Source organism: Leisingera sp. NJS204, from assembly GCF_004123675.1.
Lineage (GTDB): Bacteria > Pseudomonadota > Alphaproteobacteria > Rhodobacterales > Rhodobacteraceae > Leisingera.
On sequence record NZ_CP035417.1, the window covers coordinates 3,980,317 to 3,999,150 of the forward strand.

At 62.5% G+C, this 18,834-nt stretch carries 21 protein-coding genes; 9 read left to right on the top strand and 12 right to left on the bottom strand.

The window, feature by feature from the left end:
- Positions 1-121 precede the first annotated feature (121 nt).
- The gene (locus ETW24_RS19355; protein ID WP_164982778.1) at positions 122-928 is read left to right on the top strand and encodes a LysR substrate-binding domain-containing protein; all 807 of its coding nucleotides are present in this window, start codon (positions 122-124) and stop codon (positions 926-928) included.
- 3 nt (positions 929-931) lie between these two features.
- Here the strand turns inward: ETW24_RS19355 and ETW24_RS19360 are convergent, their stop codons facing one another.
- The 4 genes from ETW24_RS19360 to ETW24_RS19375 all read right to left on the bottom strand — a co-directional run bounded on the left by ETW24_RS19360 (position 932) and on the right by ETW24_RS19375 (position 3,818).
- Positions 932-1,303 (bottom strand): hypothetical protein, encoded by a 372-nt coding sequence (locus tag ETW24_RS19360; protein ID WP_129372553.1) that lies wholly within the window; start codon positions 1,301-1,303, stop codon positions 932-934.
- A 143-nt stretch (positions 1,304-1,446) separates the two neighbouring features.
- On the bottom strand, positions 1,447-2,406 hold the full coding sequence (locus ETW24_RS19365) for an AraC family transcriptional regulator (protein WP_129372554.1): 960 nt from the start codon (positions 2,404-2,406) through the stop codon (positions 1,447-1,449).
- 78 nt (positions 2,407-2,484) lie between these two features.
- Positions 2,485-2,778, bottom strand: coding sequence for a DUF1330 domain-containing protein (locus ETW24_RS19370; RefSeq protein WP_129372555.1), 294 nt, complete (start codon positions 2,776-2,778; stop codon positions 2,485-2,487).
- A gap of 173 nt (positions 2,779-2,951) precedes the next feature.
- Entirely contained in the window at positions 2,952-3,818 is an 867-nt protein-coding gene (locus ETW24_RS19375) for a branched-chain amino acid aminotransferase (protein WP_129372556.1), read from the bottom strand.
- Between the two features lie 162 nt (positions 3,819-3,980).
- Between ETW24_RS19375 and ETW24_RS19380 the strand changes: the two genes are divergently transcribed.
- From ETW24_RS19380 to dxs, 6 genes are all read left to right on the top strand, one after another.
- Positions 3,981-4,484 (top strand): MarR family winged helix-turn-helix transcriptional regulator, encoded by a 504-nt coding sequence (locus tag ETW24_RS19380; RefSeq protein ID WP_129372557.1) that lies wholly within the window; start codon positions 3,981-3,983, stop codon positions 4,482-4,484.
- Between the two features lie 5 nt (positions 4,485-4,489).
- Positions 4,490-5,191, top strand: a complete 702-nt coding sequence (locus ETW24_RS19385; protein WP_129372558.1) for a response regulator — start codon at positions 4,490-4,492, stop codon at positions 5,189-5,191.
- Positions 5,192-5,318: 127 nt separating this feature from the next.
- Positions 5,319-6,245, top strand: coding sequence for a histone deacetylase family protein (locus ETW24_RS19390; protein WP_129372559.1), 927 nt, complete (start codon positions 5,319-5,321; stop codon positions 6,243-6,245).
- A complete protein-coding gene (locus ETW24_RS19395) occupies positions 6,242-6,496 on the top strand; it encodes an exodeoxyribonuclease VII small subunit (protein WP_129372560.1) in 255 nt (84 codons plus the stop codon). The genes ETW24_RS19390 and ETW24_RS19395 overlap by 4 nt, the downstream gene beginning before the upstream one ends.
- Before the next feature lie 3 nt (positions 6,497-6,499).
- Positions 6,500-7,384 (top strand): polyprenyl synthetase family protein, encoded by an 885-nt coding sequence (locus ETW24_RS19400; protein ID WP_129372561.1) that lies wholly within the window; start codon positions 6,500-6,502, stop codon positions 7,382-7,384.
- 51 nt (positions 7,385-7,435) lie between these two features.
- Positions 7,436-9,364 (top strand): 1-deoxy-D-xylulose-5-phosphate synthase, encoded by a 1,929-nt coding sequence (dxs, locus tag ETW24_RS19405; protein ID WP_129372562.1) that lies wholly within the window; start codon positions 7,436-7,438, stop codon positions 9,362-9,364.
- Positions 9,365-9,440: 76 nt separating this feature from the next.
- On the opposite strand, the gene ETW24_RS19410 is transcribed toward dxs, so the two are convergent.
- Both ETW24_RS19410 and ETW24_RS19415 read right to left on the bottom strand, forming a co-directional pair.
- Positions 9,441-9,761: a hypothetical protein gene (locus tag ETW24_RS19410; RefSeq protein WP_129372563.1), complete on the bottom strand. Its 321-nt coding sequence runs from the start codon at positions 9,759-9,761 to the stop codon at positions 9,441-9,443.
- A 2-nt stretch (positions 9,762-9,763) separates the two neighbouring features.
- Entirely contained in the window at positions 9,764-10,633 is an 870-nt protein-coding gene (locus ETW24_RS19415; RefSeq protein WP_129372564.1) for an SDR family oxidoreductase, read from the bottom strand.
- 74 nt (positions 10,634-10,707) lie between these two features.
- On the opposite strand from ETW24_RS19415, the gene ETW24_RS19420 reads away from it, so the two are divergent.
- Positions 10,708-11,343: a class I SAM-dependent DNA methyltransferase gene (locus ETW24_RS19420; protein ID WP_129372565.1), complete on the top strand. Its 636-nt coding sequence runs from the start codon at positions 10,708-10,710 to the stop codon at positions 11,341-11,343.
- 188 nt (positions 11,344-11,531) lie between these two features.
- Here the strand turns inward: ETW24_RS19420 and ETW24_RS19425 are convergent, their stop codons facing one another.
- From ETW24_RS19425 to ETW24_RS19440, 4 genes are all read right to left on the bottom strand, one after another.
- Entirely contained in the window at positions 11,532-12,317 is a 786-nt protein-coding gene (locus tag ETW24_RS19425; RefSeq protein ID WP_129372566.1) for a carnitinyl-CoA dehydratase, read from the bottom strand.
- Between the two features lie 49 nt (positions 12,318-12,366).
- The gene (locus tag ETW24_RS19430; RefSeq protein WP_129372567.1) at positions 12,367-14,397 is read right to left on the bottom strand and encodes an acetate--CoA ligase family protein; all 2,031 of its coding nucleotides are present in this window, start codon (positions 14,395-14,397) and stop codon (positions 12,367-12,369) included.
- Between the two features lie 225 nt (positions 14,398-14,622).
- A complete protein-coding gene (locus ETW24_RS19435; RefSeq protein ID WP_129372568.1) occupies positions 14,623-14,922 on the bottom strand; it encodes a SelT/SelW/SelH family protein in 300 nt (99 codons plus the stop codon).
- 3 nt (positions 14,923-14,925) lie between these two features.
- Positions 14,926-16,089 (bottom strand): acyl-CoA dehydrogenase family protein, encoded by a 1,164-nt coding sequence (locus ETW24_RS19440; RefSeq protein ID WP_129372569.1) that lies wholly within the window; start codon positions 16,087-16,089, stop codon positions 14,926-14,928.
- Between the two features lie 80 nt (positions 16,090-16,169).
- Here ETW24_RS19440 and ETW24_RS19445 point away from each other — a divergent pair, with 80 nt between their 5' ends.
- Positions 16,170-17,111 carry a GlxA family transcriptional regulator gene (locus ETW24_RS19445; protein ID WP_129372570.1) on the top strand — a complete coding sequence of 314 codons (942 nt, stop codon included), beginning with the start codon at positions 16,170-16,172 and terminating at the stop codon, positions 17,109-17,111.
- Here the strand turns inward: ETW24_RS19445 and ETW24_RS19450 are convergent.
- Positions 17,108-18,298 carry a hypothetical protein gene (locus tag ETW24_RS19450; RefSeq protein ID WP_205877304.1) on the bottom strand — a complete coding sequence of 397 codons (1,191 nt, stop codon included), beginning with the start codon at positions 18,296-18,298 and terminating at the stop codon, positions 17,108-17,110. The two genes, ETW24_RS19445 and ETW24_RS19450, sit on opposite strands and share 4 nt — an antisense overlap.
- Positions 18,299-18,380: 82 nt before the next feature.
- Positions 18,381-18,803 carry a VOC family protein gene (locus ETW24_RS19455; protein ID WP_129372571.1) on the bottom strand — a complete coding sequence of 141 codons (423 nt, stop codon included), beginning with the start codon at positions 18,801-18,803 and terminating at the stop codon, positions 18,381-18,383.
- Between the last annotated feature and the right edge of the window lie 31 nt (positions 18,804-18,834).

Genomic DNA, 18,834 nt, shown 5'->3' on the forward strand with positions numbered 1-18,834 from the left:
TTTTCTTGGCCCCAAGGATGTCGGTTCAATCACCGCTTGACCAATCATGTCTCATCGCGCCAGACTGTAGAAAAACTACTGGCTTACCCGGATGCGCCTGCCTAACCTCAATGCCCTGCGAATGTTTGACGCCGCCGCCCGATACCTGAATTTCGGCCGGGCGGCTGAAGAGCTGCACTTGACCCAAGGCGCTGTGGCCCAGCAGGTGCGGCGGCTGGAGGCGGACCTGGGCCACAAGCTGTTCCACCGCCATGCACGCGGGCTGAGCCTGACCGACACAGGCCGCATTTACCACGCACCGGTGCGGCAGGCGCTGGCGCTAGTCCAGGACGCGACTGACAAGCTGGCCCCGGCGGTGCAGCGTGTCACCCTGTCGGTGCCGCCGTCCTTTGCCTCCAAATGGCTGGTGCCGCGGCTGCCGGAGTTCGAGGCCGCGCATCCGGATATCGACCTGCGGGTGGTGGCGGAGGAAAGCCTGACCGATTTCAAGCGGGACGGCATCGACATCGCCATCCGCCAGGGCGGCAAACCGCAGGAAAGCGGGCTGAATTACGCCCTGCTTTCGCTGGTGGATCTGGTGGCGGTGGCCAAGGATGATACGTCTCTAAATAAGGAAAAACAGCCCGAACTGGCCGGTCTTGCGACGCAAACTCTGATCCAGGACGGGCACCGGCACTGGGACCTGCTGCTGCGGCAAGAAGGCCTGGCGGCAACAGGGCGGATCCTGCTGTTTAATCAAACCGCGCTGGCGATGGATGCCGCGATGAATGGCCAGGGCATTGCGCTGGTGCCACGGATATTCCTGGGCACCCAGCCTCTCCGGATCCTGTGGCAAGCCCCACGCCAAGGGGACCAGGGGTTTTATGTGCTTTGGCCCAGCCAGAAAGGCCGGGCCAAAGCAGTTGTCGACTGGCTGCTGCGCCAGTAAATCTCAGGCCGAGGCCGTCTCCGCCCCTTCCGGCGCGCTGAGAGAGATCACCGCCAGAACCGCAGCCCCGTTCAACAGATAGAAGGCTGCGTCCAGCCCGGCAAAACCAAAGAGAAACGGTGCCGCCAGAAAGGTTAGACCGACAATCAGGTCAACCGTCAGATGCAACTTGTAGGGCAGCACCCGGATCAGACCCAGGTGGTGGTCGGTCAGTACCGTCAGGACAAATGCAGCGATGCCGGTTGCCACCGACAGCCACAACGCCAGCGGGTTGCTGTCACCAAGGCCCACCAGGAACGGCAGCCCCATCAGGGCGATGGCCACAGGGTAATCGAGATAGGCATGGATGGTACGGGTCACGAAACGCAAAGGCATGGGTCAGATCCTTGTTACTGAGAACATCCTGGCCGCGTCCTTGGCGGCTCTGACCCCAGATTGCCTTACCCAGATCGAACGGTGAATTTCAGATCATCTCACATATATTGCAGATCGTTCAGAGATCCGGCCTTGGTTGCCGTTCAAGCGGCTGCATGCTGCTGCCGGTAGGCCGCCGGCGAAATCCCCACCTGCTTGCGGAACACACGGGAAAACGCTGCCTCGGAGGCATAGCCGGCAACCTCCGCAGCATCGGCAACACTCAACCCTTGCTCCGTCAGCCCCTGGCAGGCGATCTGCATCCGCCAGCCGGTCAGGTACTGCATCGGTGTCACCTCCATCTTGGCGGTGAACTCCTGGGCAAAAGCGGTGCGCGACATGCCGGCCTCGCGGGCCAGGCCTTCAACGCTCCACTCCTGTGCCGGGGATTGGTGAAACGCGGTCAGCGCCCGCGAAATCCGCGGATCGGCAAAGCCCGCCAGTGCCGAGCCGCTGGGGCTTTGATGCTCCAGATAGGCGCGGATCGCCTGGGCGAACAACACCTCTGACAGTTTCAGCGCAATCAGGTCGCCGCCTATGCGGGTGCCATGCACCTCCGAGCCGATCATCCGCAAGGTCGCCTCGATCCAGGCGCCTGCCTCCTCGCCGTAGTTCTCGATAACAATAAAGGGCGGCAACCGGTCGATCAGCATATGCCCAGTGCCGCGCCGGCCCGGCATGGCGGCAAAGGAGAAATGGCCGCAGATCAGCTGAGTATCGCGCCCCGCGCCCTCGCCGCCGTACACCAGCACTCCGCCGCCATCGTATCCGGCCTCCTCCAGCACTTGCTCCAGCGGCAGGGCCTCCAGCGGCTGCACCTCGTTGCACAACAGCATATGCGCCGCCCCATGCGGGATCAGCACCAAATCGCCCTGTTTCAACCGCAGAGTTTCGCCGGTTGCGGGCACATGCACCTTCAGCTCGCCGCGCTGCACAAAGTGGAAGCGGGCGACGTTTTCATATGGCGGCACCTGAATCCCGAACGGCGGGGTAAAGGAGGTGCGGAAGTAAAACGTCCCTTTGAGGGAAAGCCGGGTGAGAATATCGCTAAGCAAGTCCAACATGATGCCCATGTTAGGGGTCTGGCACCCGGCGTCCATGGTTTGAGACGATCTGCAAGGGAATGTGAACGGGCGGGCAGATCACGCCTCGACGATTCCGATCTGGTAATCCAGAAACGCCCGCTGCCGGATCTCTTTCAGCGCCTGGTACTCGGCGCTCTGAAACACCCGGTCCACCGCAGCCCGGTCGGGATAGCGCACAATCGTCACCATTTCCGGCAGCGCGTCTCCGATGATGGTCTCAGAAATCTCAAAACCCTGAACAATCTCCGCCCCGACTTCCTCCAGCAGCGGCTTGGTGGTTCCCAAATACATGCTCAGCGCTTCCAGATCATCCGGGTTCACCGTTGTCAGCGCAAATACCGTGACTGCCATTATCCTCACCTGCCTTTTCAGGCCCTTATCCGCTGGCCTGCTCCGCGCCCCTCGGGCGTTATGTCACCGCATTCGCTGCAAATAAACCACTGGACTGATGTTGCGGCGCCCGGGCAAAGAAAAACCCCCGCTTGCAGGCGGGGGTTTCACGGAACTGCTGCTGGCAAAGGCGCTTAGGACCGTACCAGTTTCTCGTAATCCTCAGCAATCTCGCGGGTCAGCGCGCCGACCTCGAATTTATACGGGCCGATCTCGCCGACCGGAGTCACCTCGGCGGCGGTGCCGGTCAGCCAGCACTGTTCGAACTCTTCCATCTCTTCCGGCTTGATGCGGCGCTCATGCACAGTGATGCCCTTGTCCTTGAGCATGCCGATCACGGTCTGGCGGGTAATGCCGTTCAGAAAGCAGTCGGCCTTGGGGGTGTGCACCTCGCCGTCCTTCACGAAAAAGATGTTGGCGCCGGTTGCTTCGGCCACATAGCCGCGCCAGTCCATGAACAGCGCGTCCGAGCAGCCCTGCGCGGTCGCTTTGTGTTTGGAAATGGTGCAGATCATGTAAAGACCTGCCGCCTTGGCATGGACCGGGATGGTTTCAGGCGACGGACGTTTCCATTCGGCAATCGCCAGCTTGGCACCCTGCATCTTGGCGTCGCCATAGTAGGCGCCCCAGCCCCAGACTGCGATCGCCATCCGCACCGGGTTGGCTGCGGAGGCCACGCCCATGTCATCGCCGGAACCGCGCCAGACAAGCGCGCGGACATAGGCGTCCTGCAGGCCGGAGGCTTTCAGGGTTTCTTCCTTGGCCGCCTCGATCTGGTCGACGGTATAGGGCATCGGCATGTCCAGCGCCTCGGCGGAAGCTATCAGGCGCTCGGAATGTTCACGGCTTTTGAAGATCTTGCCGTTGTAGGCGCGCTCACCCTCAAACACCGAGGAGGCATAATGCATCGCATGGGTCAGGATATGCACCTTTGCATCCCGCCAGTCGACCAGCCCCCCATCCATCCAGATCACACCGTCGCGGTCGTCATAACCTGCCATGCCGCACTCTCCTAAAACTCTGCGGGATTTCCATTTATTGCGCACATTATGTCCGAGAGGAACATAATATTGCGTCAAAGTTGGGATTCGATACATCTTCACCCTTGGAATGTCAACAACACTGACATAAACTGCATGGCAATACAGACGAGGGGGCACCGAATGCCTGAAGGCCGGACAGGGCAGGGATACGGCGGCGAAAGCCTGCTGTTTCTGACGGATGAGCAGCTGCGCCAGGGGATCGAGGCAATGTTTTTTGCCTACCGCGGCTTTACCGCCGATCCGGACCGGATTCTGGCGGAATTGTCCTATGGCCGGGCGCATCACCGGGCGGTCCACTTTATCAACCGCTCACCCGGAACGACGGTGAACAACCTTCTCAGCATTCTGGGCGTGACCAAACAGTCGCTGAACCGGGTGCTGCGCACATTGATCGGCGACGGTTTGGTGATCAGCAAGGTGGGTGAGCTGGATAAACGCGAGCGGCATCTGTATCTGACCGAACAGGGCGCGGCGCTGGAGGCCACGCTGTCAGACGCCCAGCGCGCCCGGATGCGCGCCGCCTACAAAGATGCCGGCCCCGAGGCGGTGCAAGGTTTCAAAAAGGTGCTGGAAGCAATGATGGATGCGGATATGCGCCGTGCCTATGCCAAGTTGCGGGATTAAGGCGTATGAGCATGCATGACGCCCATCTGCTGATCATTGACGACGACGAACGCATCCGCGGGCTTTTGAAGAAATTCCTGATGCGCTCCGGCTTTCTGGTCACTGCAGCGCGCGACGCGGCCCATGCCCGCCGGGTGCTGGCGGGCTTGGATTTCGACCTGATCGTCATGGATGTGATGATGCCCGGCGAGGACGGTATCTCGCTGACAACTTCCTTGCGCGAAACGATGGCCACACCGATCCTGCTGCTGACCGCCAAGGGCGAGACTGAGGACAGGATTGCCGGACTGGAAGCTGGCGCGGATGACTACCTGCCAAAACCCTTTGAGCCCAAAGAGCTGCTGCTGCGTGTCAACGCAATCCTGCGGCGGATGCCGGACACGGTTGCACAGGAAAGTGCGCCCAAAGTGCTGCATCTGGGTGCCATCCGCTATGACATCGAACGCGGTGAAATGTGGCAGGGGGATGAGCTGATCCGCCTCACCGGCACCGAAAGCCAGTTGATGAAGATCTTCTCGGCCCAGCCCGGCGAGCCGGTCTCCCGCACCAAGCTGGTCGAGGATCTGGGCCGCGACCGCGGTCAGGCGCAGGAACGCGCGGTAGACGTGCAGATCACCCGTCTGCGCCGCAAGATCGAGCCGAACCCGAAACAGCCGCAATACCTGCAAACCGTCCGCGGCGCAGGCTACATGCTGGCCCCCGAGTAAAGCCCCAGCCTCTTCTTCTGGCCGCAAATATCCCGGGGTCCGGGGCAGCGCCCCGGGATTCCCCTTGCCGCGCAGCGCCGCGGCCCCCTAGGGTCGCGCCAAACCCCGCAGCAGGAGGATACGAGCCATGACAACCGCACTGATCACCCACGCGGATTGCCTAAATCACGTCACGCCGGACGGGCATCCGGAACAGGTGGCACGGCTTGCGCATATCCTGCACGCGCTGGAACCATTGGACCTGAAACGCGTAACCGCGCCGATGGCTGCCGAGGATGACATCCTGCGCATCCACCCTGCGGGTTATTTGTCGGACTTGCGCAAAGCCTCCCCTAGCGAAGGCTGGGCACAAATTGATGGCGACACCTTCATGTCTCCCGGCTCGCTGGATGCCGCCTTCCGCGCAGCCGGTGCAGTGGTGCGCGGTGTCGATATGGTGCTAGGCGGCGAGGTGCAGAACGCGTTTGCTGCTGTGCGCCCGCCTGGGCATCACGCGGAAACAGACACTGCAATGGGGTTTTGCCTGTTCGGCAATGCGGCACTAGCGGCGAAACACGCGCTGGACCACCATGGACTTAACCGCGTCGCGGTGGTGGATTTCGACGTGCATCACGGCAATGGTACCCAGGATCTGCTGTGGGACGAGGCGCGCGCTCTGGTGATCACCAGCCAGCAGATGCCACTCTGGCCCGGCTCCGGCCGCCCTGAGGAGGACGGCGCCCATGGCAATATCCTGAACATGCCGCTGGCACCGGGATCGGGCCGCACTGAAATGCAGGCGGCCTATGAAGGCCAGGCATTCCCGCGCCTGCGTGCCTTCAAGCCAGAGTTGATTATCATTTCGGCAGGCTTTGACGCCCATCAGGACGATCCGCTTGCCAGCCTCAACTGGGCAACAGAAGATTTCGCCTGGATCACTGCCGAACTGTGCAGACTTGCAAGTGAACTGTGCCAGGGCCGTATCGTCTCGACTTTGGAAGGCGGATATGATCTGAACGCGCTGGCCGCCGCAACGCGCGCGCATGTGGAAGAATTGATAAAGGCACCGGCATGACTGAGACCCGCAACGAGCCCCCCGTGGACCAGATGAGCTTTGAACAGGCGATGCGTGAGCTGGAAGGCGTGGTGGACCAGCTGGAGCGCGGCGACGTGGCGCTGGATGCCTCAATCGCGCTTTACGAACGCGGTGCTGCGCTGAAGAAACGCTGCGAGGATGAGCTGAAACGCGCCGAGGAAAAGGTTGCCGCCATTACGCTGGATGCAAACGGCACCCCCAAGGGCACCCAGCCGCTGGATGCCGGCTGAGCCATGACCGCCGCAGCAGACGCCCGAACGCGCCCCTTTGCAGATGCGTTGAAAAACGCACAGGCCAGCATCACCGCACATATGGAAATGCGGCTGGCAGGCAGCGACAAGCTGCATACTGCGATGCGCTACGCCATCACCGGCGGCAAGATGCTGCGCGGCTTTCTGGTGCTGGAAAGCAGCCGTCTGCACGGTGTCCCGGCTGAAGCTGCCCTTGAGGCAGCGCTCGCTATTGAATGCATCCACGCTTATTCGCTGGTACATGACGACCTGCCCTGCATGGACGATGACGACCTGCGCCGCGGCCAGCCTACTGTGCACAAAAAATGGGATGAGGCGATGGCAGTTCTTGCCGGCGACAGCCTGCAGGCCTTTGCCTTTGAGCTGCTGGCAGACCCCAAGGCTGGCCCCCACGCCCTGACCCTGATCCGCGGCCTGGCGCAGTCCTCCGGCAAAGACGGCATGGTGTCGGGCCAGATGCTGGACATAGCGGCAGAGACCGCCGATGCGCCGCTGACGCTGGAGCAGATCACCAGGCTGCAGGGCCGCAAGACTGGATGCCTTATCGAATGGTCCGCCACTGCCGGCGCGGTGCTGGCGGGCGAAGACCCTGCGCCGCTGCGGCAATACGCACGCGCCCTTGGCCTTGCCTTCCAGATCGCCGACGACATCTTGGATGTGGAAGGCGATGCCGCCAAGGTCGGCAAGGCCGTGCGCAAGGATGCCGATGCCGGCAAGGCAACCTTTGTCTCGCTGCTCGGTCTGGCGGAGGCAAAAGCCCGCGCACAGTCCTTGTGCGACGAGGCCTGCACCGCGCTGTCACCTTATGGTGAGGATGCAGCAACCTTGAAGGCAGCCGCGCGTTTCGTTATTGCGCGCGACAGCTAACACCGCGCGCCACGCCCCGGCACCCTGCCCGGCGCAGCCCAAGGAGACACCATGTCCGACCGGCCCAAGACCCCGCTTCTGGACCAGATTACCCGCCCCGCGGATCTGAAGGGGCTGACGGATGCGCAACTGGTGCAAGTGGCGCAGGAACTGCGGCAGGAAACCATTGCTGCGGTTTCCGTCACCGGCGGCCATCTGGGTGCAGGCCTGGGTGTGGTGGAGCTGACCACCGCCCTGCACGCAGTCTTTGACACCCCGCGGGACAAGGTGATCTGGGACGTCTCCCACCAGTGTTATCCGCATAAGATCCTGACCGGGCGCCGCGACCGTATCCGTACCCTGCGGATGAAGGACGGCCTCAGCGGTTTCACCAAACGTTCCGAGTCGCCCTACGATCCGTTTGGCGCCGCCCATAGTTCCACCTCGATCAGCGCCGCGCTTGGCTTTGCGGTGGCGCGCGACCTCGGTGGTGTGATCCCCGAGGGCAACGGCGACGCTATCGCGGTGATCGGCGACGGCTCGATGTCGGCCGGCATGGCGTTTGAAGCGATGAACAACGCAGGCCATCTGGGCAAGCGGCTGATCGTCATCCTGAACGACAATGAAATGTCGATCGCTCCGCCCGTTGGCGCGCTGTCGTCTTATCTCTCACGCCTCTACGCAGGCGAACCCTTCCAGGAGCTGAAGGCCGCCGCCAAGGGGGCCGTCTCGCTGCTGCCCGAACCCTTCCGCGAGGGCGCCAAACGCGCCAAGGACATGCTGAAAGGCATGGCCGTCGGCGGCACTCTGTTCGAAGCCTTGGGGTTTTCCTACCTCGGCCCCATCGACGGGCATGACATGGATCAGCTGCTGCCAGTGCTGCGCACGGTCAAGGCCCGGGCCACCGGTCCGATCCTGATCCATGTGCTGACCAAAAAGGGCAAGGGCTACGCCCCGGCAGAAGCTGCCCGCGACAAGGGCCACGCCACCGCCAAATTCGACATGGTGACGGGGGAGCAGAAGACGGCGCCCTCCAACGCGCCCTCCTATACCTCGGTGTTCGGCAACGAGCTGGTGAAGCTCGCAGCCGCGGACGACAAGATCTGCGCCGTGACCGCGGCGATGCCCGACGGCACCGGGTTGAACCTGATGGCCGAACGCTACCCCTCGCGCACCTTTGACGTCGGCATTGCCGAACAGCACGGCGTGACCTTTGCCGCTGCATTAGCGGCCGGCGGCATGAAGCCGTTTTGCGCGATGTATTCCACTTTTCTGCAGCGCGGCTATGACCAGGTGGTGCATGACGTGGCGATCCAGCGTCTGCCGGTTCGCTTTGCCATCGACCGCGCCGGTCTGGTGGGCGCCGATGGTGCCACCCACGCAGGCAGCTTCGACATTGGCTATATGGCAAACCTGCCTGGCATGGTGGTGATGGCTGCCGCCGACGAGGCCGAGCTGGCCCATATGGTCGCCACCGCCGCTGCCCATGACGACGGCCCCATCGCCTTCCGCTATCCCCGCGGCGAGGGCGAAGGCGTCGAGATGCCCGAAACCCCGGAAGTGCTGGAGATCGGCAAGGGCCGGATGATCCAAGCGGGCAAACGCGTGGCGCTCTTGTCCTTCGGCACCCGCCTGGGCGAGGTGCGAAAGGCCGCCGAAGCATTGGCGGCCAAGGGCATCACCCCAACCATCGCCGACGCCCGCTTTGCCAAACCGCTGGACCGCGATCTGATCCTCCAGCTGGCTGCGGATCACGAGGCACTGATCACCATCGAGGAAGGCGCAGTGGGCGGTTTCGGCTCCCATGTCGCACAGCTGCTAGCCGAGGAAGCCGTGTTCGACAGCGGCCTCAAGTACCGCTCCATGGTGCTGCCCGATACCTTTATCGACCAGGCCAGCCCTGCGGATATGTACGAGGTCGCGGCCATGAACGCGCCGCAGATCGAAGCCAAGGTGCTGGAGGTGCTGGGCGTGGCAACAATTGGCGAGAAGCGGGCATAACTCACACCCTTTTCATACCTGTTTCTTGCAGCATTCAGACTAAGGGCAATCGAACCCATTCTGGATTTGCGTTGTGCTATCTGTATCCGGTTACTGTGCAAAAAAACCGGTAAATACCCGCTGACATGCCCGTGTTCAGCTTGCGTACCAATGCTGCAATCTGATCATCCCCCAGCAGATAGACAGGCAGTTTATCCAGGTTCATCACGGCGAAATTCATCAGCATCGCCCGCTTGGCGAAAACTGCGAAACCAAACACAACATCTATCTTTCGTGCAAAGGATTGCTGTTCCCACAGCTGATCCATCACACCCGGAAACTGCTGGTTGATCCGTGCATAAAGCCGGCCCAGTGTCCTGAAGTTAAACAGCACAAAGATCAGATGCAGAATGCCCAATCCTAAACCCCCGGCGGCTCCGCAGGCGGCACAAAGCTCTCCATGTCCTCGGCCTCCAGCACTGCCCGCAGCCCCTCGCGATAGGTAGGATAAAGCAGCTTCACACCCAGCTCTTCCTTGATGCGGAGGTTGCGGACGCGCTTGTTCTCTCCATAGAAACTGCGCGCCATAGGGGTCATGCCAGCCTCGTCAAAGGGCACTTCGGCGGGCACCGGCAGGCCCAGCAGTTCTGCTGCATGGCCCAGCACATCCTGCGGCGGCGCCGGATCATCGTCGCAGACGTTGAAAATGGCACCGGGGCGGGGCTGCGCAATGGAGGCCGCCAGCACCTGGGCAATGTCCTCCACATGAATGCGGGAAAACACCTGACCCGGCTTGATGATCCGCCGCGCCTTGCCCGCCATCAGCTTTGCAAAGGGGCCGCGGCCGGGACCGTAGATGCCCGCTAGCCGGAAGATGTGCAGCGGCAGACCGGGGATGGCCTGCCATTGCGCCTCGGCCCGGGCGCGCCAATCGCCGCGCTCGCTGGAGGGCGTCACCGGCGTGTTCTCATCCACCCAGGCGCCGTCGTGATGGCCATAAACTGCCGTAGTCGACAGATACCCCACCCATTCCAGATCGGGGGCAGCAGTGATTTGACCAGCCATCGCGGCCAGCACCGGGTCACCCGCCATGTTCGGCCCTATCGAGCTCAGAACATGGGTGACCCCGTCCAGCGGCACGTCCTGCCCGGGCCAGGTGATCATCTCCACGCCTTCGGCCTCCACAGCCTCGCGCGAAGTGCCGATAACCCGCCATCCCTGCGCCAGCAGGCGCGGCGCAAGCGCCCGGGCGGTATAGCCAAATCCAAGACAAAGCAGCGTTTTCCTCATGCTTCCTAGATGCGTTGGCCGCGCCTGCTGCGCAAGGGTTGATTCGAATCCCGATCAGCCTTTTCATGGCGCGCATGGACAAACAGAAACCGGGACTTTCAAACGCCTACGCCCTGCAGACACCTGCCGATTCCAAGCGGCTTTACAGGGACTGGGCCAGCACATACGACCAGGATTTCGCCGCCGGGCAGGGCTACCTCCTGCCCGGATTGACTGCCAAGGTTTTTGCCGCCGCCGGGGGAGCCGGCCCGGTGCTGGACGTCGGTGCCGGAACCGGTCTGTGCGGCCAAGCGTTGCGGGCGATTGGAATAGAACCAATCGACGCCACCGATATAAGCGCCGCGATGCTGGCCGAAGCCTTGCGCAAGGATGCCTACCGTGACGTGATCGAAGCCGATCTGCTGGAAGGCATCCCGGTGCCGCGCGGGTCCTACCGAGGTGTGGTCTCCTCCGGCACCTTCACCCATGGGCACCTCGGCCCGGAAGTCCTGCCCGCCCTGTTGCGGGTGGCCGCACCCGATGCCTGGTTTGCTCTGTCGGTGAATGCCAAGTTCTACGGTAAGGCGGGGTTTTCCGAAGCCTTCGGCCGGCTGCTGCGCGGGCAATGGATCAAAAATCTTACACTGCCTGAACTGCCCATCTACGGACCTGGCGCGACGGGGGCGCACAAGGACGACACCGCCCTGATCGCGCGATTTCAAAAAGTATAGCGCCCCTTTGCCACTTAGCTGTTGGACAGGCGGGGATCCAAACGCCGCGCAAAGCGCGGCGCCGGACCCAACTGCCCAGGGACATCTTCAGAGGTTCCTGAAACAAGGGGAGCTCCCGCGTCTTAGGACGGCATCTGCGATGCCACCCGCGCCTTTGGGCCCGGCGCCGCACCTGGCGGCGCGCCGCGTCAGCGCCCCTTCCAGACCGGATCGCGCTTTTCGGCAAAGGCGCGGGCGCCTTCCAGGTTGTCCTCGGAACCATAGAGAACATCCACCGACTGCAGCTGCCGCTGCGTGATCCGGTTCATCGCGTCCTGGAATTTGGAATCTTCAGCGTCGCGCACGATCTCCTTGATTGCCGCATAGACCAGCGGCGGGCCGGAGGCGAGCAGCCGCGCCAGCTCCCAGGCCCGGTCCATCAGCTGGTCCGCCGCCACGATCTCGTTCACCAGGCCCCAGCGGTTGGCCTCTTCTGCGTCAAACCAGCGCCCGGTCAGCAACAGCTCCATAGCGATGTGATAAGGGATGCGCTTGGGCAGCTTCACGCTGGCGGCATCGGCCACAGTGCCGGAGCGGATCTCCGGCAACGCAAAGGTGGCATGATCGGCAGCGATGATCACATCCGCTGACAGCGCCAGCTCCAGCCCGCCGCCACAGGCGATGCCATTCACGGCGGCAATCACCGGTTTGTTCATGTCGCGCAGCTCCTGCAGGCCACCAAAGCCGCCGACGCCATAATCGCCATCCACTGCATCGCCGTCAGCCGCGGCTTTCAGGTCCCAGCCTGGGCAGAAGAACTTTTCTCCACCGCCGGTCAGGATCGCCACCCGCAGCTCTGGATCATCGCGGAAGCCGCGGAATACCTCCCCCATCACCCGGCTGGTCTGCAGGTCAATGGCATTGGCCTTGGGCCGGTCCAGCGTCACTTCCAGTATGGCGCCGTCGCGGCGGGTTTTCACAGGGCTGTCGGTCATATCAATTCCTCCTGGCACGGTAGTACCGCTTATGTTTCAGGCCGAAGCCTCAGTATTTCCGCCGCATCAGCGCATCTGCTGCAACGGCGTCAGCTGGCGTGCAGAGAAGCGGGTTGATCTCGATCTCTTCCAATCCCAGCGCGTTTTCCATCACATAGGCCTCGACTGCGCGGATGGCGCGCAGGATCGCCCCCCTGTCTGCTGCCGGGGCACCCCGGTAGCCGTCCAGCAGTTTGGCGATGCGCAGAGCCTGGAGCGCGGCTTCTATGTCCGCATCCGAAGCAGGCAGCAGGAAAGAAGCGCTGTCCGCCATCAGCTCAGTCAAAGTCCCGCCCGCTGCCAGTGTCATGACAAAGCCGTGTGCCGGGTCCTTCACCACTCCGATCAGCAGCTCCGCTACAGCACCGGTGACCATCTCCTCCACCAGGAAACGCTCTGCAGGCATGTTGAAAGCGGCGTCGCTCACCTCCTGTCCCGAATTCAGGTTCAGCACTACCGCGCCAGCTTCCGTCTTGTGGGCCACGCCTTCGCCCTTCAGCACCACCGGGAAACCGACATCCACTGCCACCGCGCGGGCGTTGGTGGCCGAAGCCGCCCGTTTGGAGCGTGGAGTGCGCAGCCCATAGCTGGCAAGCTGCCACTTGGCCTCGGCCTCGGGCACCAGATCAGGCTCCACAACCGGGGTCGGCAGCAACAGCGGCACAGACGCTTCCGGAAGCGGCAGGCTGGCTGCTTCGCAGGCAGCAATCGCTTCGCTGAGACCGCAGAAGGGCACCACGCCCGCATCCATCAGCCGGGCCGCCACATCCTCTGGCAGCAGTTCCGGCAGAGTGGCAACAAGGCCGACATTGGCCCCGGTCCGCTCGTGCGCACCGATGGCGGCCTGTATCGCGCATTCCCAATCCGAGGCATCGCAGCGGTCATTGCGCGGGAAGTCGACGATCAGCATAGTCATCGCCAGCTGCGGATCCATCATTGCCGAGAATGCCTGTGTCATCGCCTCGGCATCCCGCCAGATATAAGTGTGGTAGTCGAGCGGGTTTGCCAGCGCGACCATCGGTCCCAGCGCCTCCCGCAATTCTTCCCTTTGGCGATCATTCAGGGGCGGGAACACGACATTGCGCGCATGGCAGGTGTCCGCGGCCAGGCTTGCCTCCCCTCCGGAGCAGCTGATCGTTGCAATGCGGTTCGAAGGCAGCCGCCCCGTCACATGCAGCAATTTCAGTGTCTCCAGGAAGGAGGGCAAGTCATTGAGACGCGGAATGCCAAGACGTGAGAGCAAAGCCCCCGCACCCGCGTCACCGCCCGCAAGCGAGGCAGTATGAGAAACAGTCGCGGCCTGGGCCTCGGCGGATCTGCCGACCTTAAGGGCAACGATCGGCTTTCCCAATTCGCGTGCTCTGGCCGCCAATGCCTCAAACGCACGCAAATCGCCAAAACCTTCGATATGCAGGCCAAGTGCTGTGACACGGTCGTCTTCCAGCAGTGCTTCGCCGATGGCAGCGATGCCCGACTGTGCCTGGTTGCCGGCCGTCACCACATAGGCCACCGGCAGGCCGCGTTTCTGCATGGTCAGGTTGATGGCGATGTTGGAGCTTTGAGTGACCAGCGCCACGCCCCGTTCTGCCCGTGCCCCGCCATGCTGGTCCGGCCACAAGAGCGCACCGTCCAGATAATTGATGAAACCATAGCAGTTGGGGCCAAGGAAAGGCATATCTCCAGCCGCTTCCAGTAACTGCGCCTGCAAGTCTGCCCCTTCGGCGTCCTCAGCGGCGGCTTCCAAGAAGCCGGATGCAAAACAGACCGCACCGCCCGCGCCGCGCGCCGACAGTGCCCGCACCACTTCGATGGTGGCAAAGCGGTTGACCCCGATGAACACCGCATCCGGCGCCTCCGGCAGACTGTCCGCATCCTTGAAGGCAGGCAGGCCCGCGACCTCGTCTGCCTTGGGGTGGACGGGCCAGATGGTGCCCTCAAACCCCATCTTCTGGCATTGCTCAATCACCAAGCGGCACCATGCGCCGCCGCCGATCACAGCAATGGTCTTGGGACGAAAGAGGCGGGATAGGTCGCGTGTCATTTTCTAGCGGTTCCGCTGGTAGAGAGTTCGGGAGCCTCCGGCGGGGATATTTTCCGCATGAGGAAGTAAGTTTTCGTTAACCAGAATCACACCCAATAACTGTGCGGTACAGGCGGGGACGCCAATGGCCGTGCAAGGGGAAGAGAGCCTCTCTCTTTACCGGGGCGGCTCTTGCGGGCCGCCCTTTTCCTCTTGCCCCCAATATCCCCGCCGGAGGCATCCGGCTTACCCGTCCGCGCTTCGGTCGAGATGGCCCAGATCCCTGCCGGGGTCAATCCGGTCGCGCACGCGGGTCTTCAGCTCTTTCACATCAGGAAAGCCGCCGTCACGTTTGCGCTCCCAGATCAGCTCCTTATCAACATGGATCTCAAAGATCCCGCCCGAATCTCCGGGAACCAGTGTCACACCGCCCAAGGCGCCTTGGAAGGTCTGCAGCAGCTCCTGCGCCATCCAGCCTGCCCGCAGCAGCCAGTTGCAGCCGGTACAGTAGGTAATGGTCAAAACAGGTTTCCCGGACCGGGTCATGGATCAGCCTCCGACAGCGCGCAGCATCTCGCGGCTGATGATGTGCCGTTGGATTTCACTGGTGCCTTCCCAGATACGTTCGACCCGCGCATCGCGCCAGATGCGTTCCAGCGGCAGCTCATCCATCAGCCCCATGCCGCCGTGGATCTGGATCGCTTCATCCGCGACCATGGCCAGCATCTCGGTCGCTTTCAGCTTGGCCATCGACATGTCGCTCTCGGTGACGGTGCCCTGATCGAATTTCCAACCCGCTTCCCAGGTCAAGAGGTTCGCCGCTTTCATCTCCAGCGCCATATCCGCCAGTTTGAAGGAAATACCCTGGAACTTACCGATCTGCTGGCCGAACTGCTTGCGCTCCGCCGCGTATTCGACCGAATGCTGCAACGCGCGCTCAGCCCGGCCCAGACAAGTGGCAGCCACCTGCAGGCGGGTTGCGCCCAGCCAGGTGTTTGCAACCTCGAACCCTTTGTCGACCTCCCCCAGAATGGCCGAGGACGGCAGGCGGCAGTCATCGAATTCCAGAACCGCGTTGGTGTAGCCGCGGTGGCTGACGTTGCCGTAACCATCCCGCACTTCAAATCCCGGCGTGCCCTTGTCAACAAAGAAGGCGGTGATCTTCTTCTTCGGCCCGCGCGGGGTGTCCTCAACCCCGGTTGCCATGAAGCAGATGGCAAAATCGGCGATATCCGCGTGGCTGATGAAGTGCTTGGTTCCGTTCAGGATCCAGTCATCACCGTCTTTGCGCGCGGTCGCCTTCATGCCGCGCAGGTCGGAGCCCGCGTCCGGCTCGGTCATTGCCAGGCAATCCCATTTCTCACCTTTCATGCAGGGGAACAGGTACTTCTCTTTCTGCTCCTCGGTGCCCGCCAGCAGGATGTTCGAAGGGCGCGCGACGCCGGTCCAGTGCAGCGCATAGTTGGCGCGGCCCAGTTCCTTTTCATACATCAGCCACGACAGCGTATCGAGGCCGGCGCCACCTGCTTCCTCAGGCATGTTGGCGGCATAAAGCCCCGCTTCCATCGCCTTTTTCTGCACATCACGAATCACATCCATGTCCAGGTGACCGGTGCGCTCGATCTCCGCCTCATGCGGATAGAGCTCCTTTTCCACAAAGGCGCGGGTGGTCTCAACGATCATGGACTGTTCTTCGGTCATCCCGAACTGCATGGCGGTCTTCCTTCGGCAAATCTGTTGCACATCAGATTACGCCGCTTGCGGGCACTTATCATGCAGGATTAGAGATAATCATGCAAAATTGGACAAAAGATGCCGCTGCAGCGCAGCAATTGGATGTGCTGCTGTTTGATGCTTTCTCGGCTCATTGCCTGGCCAACACGGTGGAGCCCTTGCGGGCGGCCAATACGTTCGCCGGGCGGCAGGTCTATGCCTGGCGGTTCCTGACGCTGGACGGCGGGCCGGCTGTGTCGTCCTCAGGCATGGAGGTGCGGGCGCATGGAAAACTGGGCGACTGCACCGGCGATGTGCTGATTGCGATGCCGTCCTACGATTTCCTGCGTCATGCCACCGTGGCCACCGCGCGGGCGCTGAAGTCCGCAGCCCGCCGCTACACGGTGCTGGCGGGATTTGACACCGGCGCCTGGCTGCTGGCACAGGCCGGACTCCTGTACGGCAAGCGCGCCACCATTCATTGGGAAGAGTTGAACCGCTTTACCGAGGCTTTTCCCGAAGTACAGACGGAACGTGCCCGCCAGGTCCGGGATGGCGACCGCGTCACCTGCACCGGTGCGCTGGCAGCCTTTGACACCATGATGGAGCTGATCGGAGACCAGCACGGCGCCGCGTTGCGGCTGGAGGTAGCGGCGCTGTTCATGGCGCCCGAAGCAACCGAAACCCAGGACCCGATCCTGGTGCGCGGTAAATCGGTTGCCCGTGCGGTGGCGGTGATGCAGGCCAATCTGGAAACGCCCCTGCCGATCGCTGCCGTGGCGCGCAAAGCGGGCCGCAGCCAGAAGGATCTGGAGGCGCGGATGAAAGCGGAACTTGGAGCCACTCCGCAAGCGGTTTACCGGCGGCTGCGGCTGATTCAGGCCAGAAAGCTTGTGTTAGAGACTGTTTTGAGTGTCTCGGAGATTGCCCTGCGCTGTGGCTACGACGACCCGAGTGCGCTAACCCGGGCTTTCAAGGCGGAGTTTGGAAATACCCCGCGCAGCTTGCGCAGCAGCGGCTAGGCTTGCTTGGCTGCCATCCACTGGTTCAGCCGCCAAAGCCCCCAGGCCAGCGGGATCGCCGCCAGGCCGCCGATCACATAGGCCAGCGGCTCATCCGCGAAGGACTCGAACATCTGCGTATAGGCATGGATCGCGGCAAAGGTCAGCGCCGCGTTGAACAGCCCGCGCTGGTGCCGCTGCGCCGCCCAGAAAATCACCGCCGCCAGCACTGCTGCCCAGAGCACCGAATAGACGTTTTCGGAGATGAACAGCGCGCTGTCGCGGAAGGCATCGCGGGCAGCGGAAAAGGATTCCCAATCCTCGTAGCCGTCGCTGTAACGGCCCGGCCCCCAGACGGTTTCGCCCACCACGTCCCCCCACAGCGACCCGACCAGGGCGCAGAGGTTTGCAACCACAAACCCCAGGATCGCCAGGATGCGCAGGTGCCGGGCGTCACGCTCTGCCAGCCGGGAGGCACCCCAGACACAGAGCACGATCAGAAGTACCATCTGCAGGATCGTCAGTGTCGATTCCGGCGAATAGAACACATAAGCCGCGTGGAAATAACTGGTGCCGGTATCCAGCATCTGGGCAAAGGGCGCAATCGCCAGCGCGGTGACAAAGCGCACGTCCACCTGCCAGCCAGCCAGGGCCAGCGCCGCCGTGTAGTAAAGCAGCGCCAGGTTCCGCAGCGGTGAGCCGATGCCGTATTGCTGCAGCAGCAGCTCGATCCCGGCCAAATGCATCGCCAGCCCCATCAGCAGGACCGCCCCCAGCACAAACCCCGTGGACCAGGCCCCGTGCCGCCAGCGCCAGACACAAATCGCTGCCACCAGCGCTCCGGCAGGCAGCATCACCCAGCCGGCGATATCCTGGTATTTGTCCACCAGCTCAATCCCGGCGCCCCCCATCAGCATGCCTGCCCCGATCAAGGTGGCGGAATTGCCGAACATCCGCAGCATTTCGCGGCCGCGCGCCAACACCGCCAGCCCGCCGCCCAGCATCAGTATACCGGTCACTGCCACCGCCAGCGGATCGGCCAGCCAGAAGATGAAACCGGCGGTGGCCGCAATGATCCCGAAACACAGGATCGCATTCACCGCCAGTGACACCATCACTTCGCGTGAACGCGCCTCGATGGTGCGGGCCTGAATCGCAGTCAGCACTCCCTCCTCGACCAGCGCGGTTGTGTCGGTAATGGCGTGCATCAGCGGTCCCTCATGGCATCCAAAAGATACCGCCAGCATGGACCGGCGTTCTTTCTGTGGAAAGGGGAGGAATTCCCGCCGCTTACCCTTTCGTCCGGCTTGGAACCCAGGCGTAGCCGTTTTCACACAGGAGATAGGCCTCCCTCAGGCCATGCGGCTTGTCCGCGGGCGCCTGCAGAATGGTGAATCCCGCCGCCTCTGCCCGGTCGACGGCCTCATCCGGATCGGTATCATACAGGCGGATCTCAATCCCGGCCCCGCGCGGCGGGTTTTCCGGCAGCAGCCCCAGCAGCGGGTTTTCTGCATAGGTGCGATCACTGTGCAGCTGAAAGACCTGACCGCCATAGGTGACGATAGCAAAATCCTTGCTTACCTGATGGCCCCTCATATGAAAAACAGTCTCTAAAAAGGTTATTTCTGCCGGAACATCCCGCACCAGCAGATTGATCCCGATCCCGCGCAGGGAGCGGCCGAAACTATCCGCATCTATTGTTTCATAATCCATGAGCCCAGCTTTCCCCGCAAACCGCCCTGCG

Excerpts from the sequence above, each read along its gene's own strand:
- ETW24_RS19355 (WP_164982778.1), top strand. The coding sequence starts at position 122 with ATGTTTGACGCCGCCGCCCGATACCTGAATTTCGGCCGGGCGGCTGAA.
- ETW24_RS19360 (WP_129372553.1), bottom strand. The coding sequence starts at position 1,303 with ATGCCTTTGCGTTTCGTGACCCGTACCATCCATGCCTATCTCGATTAC.
- ETW24_RS19365 (WP_129372554.1), bottom strand. The coding sequence starts at position 2,406 with ATGTTGGACTTGCTTAGCGATATTCTCACCCGGCTTTCCCTCAAAGGG.
- ETW24_RS19370 (WP_129372555.1), bottom strand. The coding sequence starts at position 2,778 with ATGGCAGTCACGGTATTTGCGCTGACAACGGTGAACCCGGATGATCTG.
- ETW24_RS19375 (WP_129372556.1), bottom strand. The coding sequence starts at position 3,818 with ATGGCAGGTTATGACGACCGCGACGGTGTGATCTGGATGGATGGGGGG.
- ETW24_RS19380 (WP_129372557.1), top strand. The coding sequence starts at position 3,981 with ATGCCTGAAGGCCGGACAGGGCAGGGATACGGCGGCGAAAGCCTGCTG.
- ETW24_RS19385 (WP_129372558.1), top strand. The coding sequence starts at position 4,490 with ATGAGCATGCATGACGCCCATCTGCTGATCATTGACGACGACGAACGC.
- ETW24_RS19390 (WP_129372559.1), top strand. The coding sequence starts at position 5,319 with ATGACAACCGCACTGATCACCCACGCGGATTGCCTAAATCACGTCACG.
- ETW24_RS19395 (WP_129372560.1), top strand. The coding sequence starts at position 6,242 with ATGACTGAGACCCGCAACGAGCCCCCCGTGGACCAGATGAGCTTTGAA.
- ETW24_RS19400 (WP_129372561.1), top strand. The coding sequence starts at position 6,500 with ATGACCGCCGCAGCAGACGCCCGAACGCGCCCCTTTGCAGATGCGTTG.
- dxs (WP_129372562.1), top strand. The coding sequence starts at position 7,436 with ATGTCCGACCGGCCCAAGACCCCGCTTCTGGACCAGATTACCCGCCCC.
- ETW24_RS19415 (WP_129372564.1), bottom strand. The coding sequence starts at position 10,633 with ATGAGGAAAACGCTGCTTTGTCTTGGATTTGGCTATACCGCCCGGGCG.
- ETW24_RS19420 (WP_129372565.1), top strand. The coding sequence starts at position 10,708 with ATGGACAAACAGAAACCGGGACTTTCAAACGCCTACGCCCTGCAGACA.
- ETW24_RS19425 (WP_129372566.1), bottom strand. The coding sequence starts at position 12,317 with ATGACCGACAGCCCTGTGAAAACCCGCCGCGACGGCGCCATACTGGAA.
- ETW24_RS19430 (WP_129372567.1), bottom strand. The coding sequence starts at position 14,397 with ATGACACGCGACCTATCCCGCCTCTTTCGTCCCAAGACCATTGCTGTG.
- ETW24_RS19435 (WP_129372568.1), bottom strand. The coding sequence starts at position 14,922 with ATGACCCGGTCCGGGAAACCTGTTTTGACCATTACCTACTGTACCGGC.
- ETW24_RS19440 (WP_129372569.1), bottom strand. The coding sequence starts at position 16,089 with ATGCAGTTCGGGATGACCGAAGAACAGTCCATGATCGTTGAGACCACC.
- ETW24_RS19445 (WP_129372570.1), top strand. The coding sequence starts at position 16,170 with ATGCAAAATTGGACAAAAGATGCCGCTGCAGCGCAGCAATTGGATGTG.
- ETW24_RS19450 (WP_205877304.1), bottom strand. The coding sequence starts at position 18,298 with ATGCACGCCATTACCGACACAACCGCGCTGGTCGAGGAGGGAGTGCTG.
- ETW24_RS19455 (WP_129372571.1), bottom strand. The coding sequence starts at position 18,803 with ATGGATTATGAAACAATAGATGCGGATAGTTTCGGCCGCTCCCTGCGC.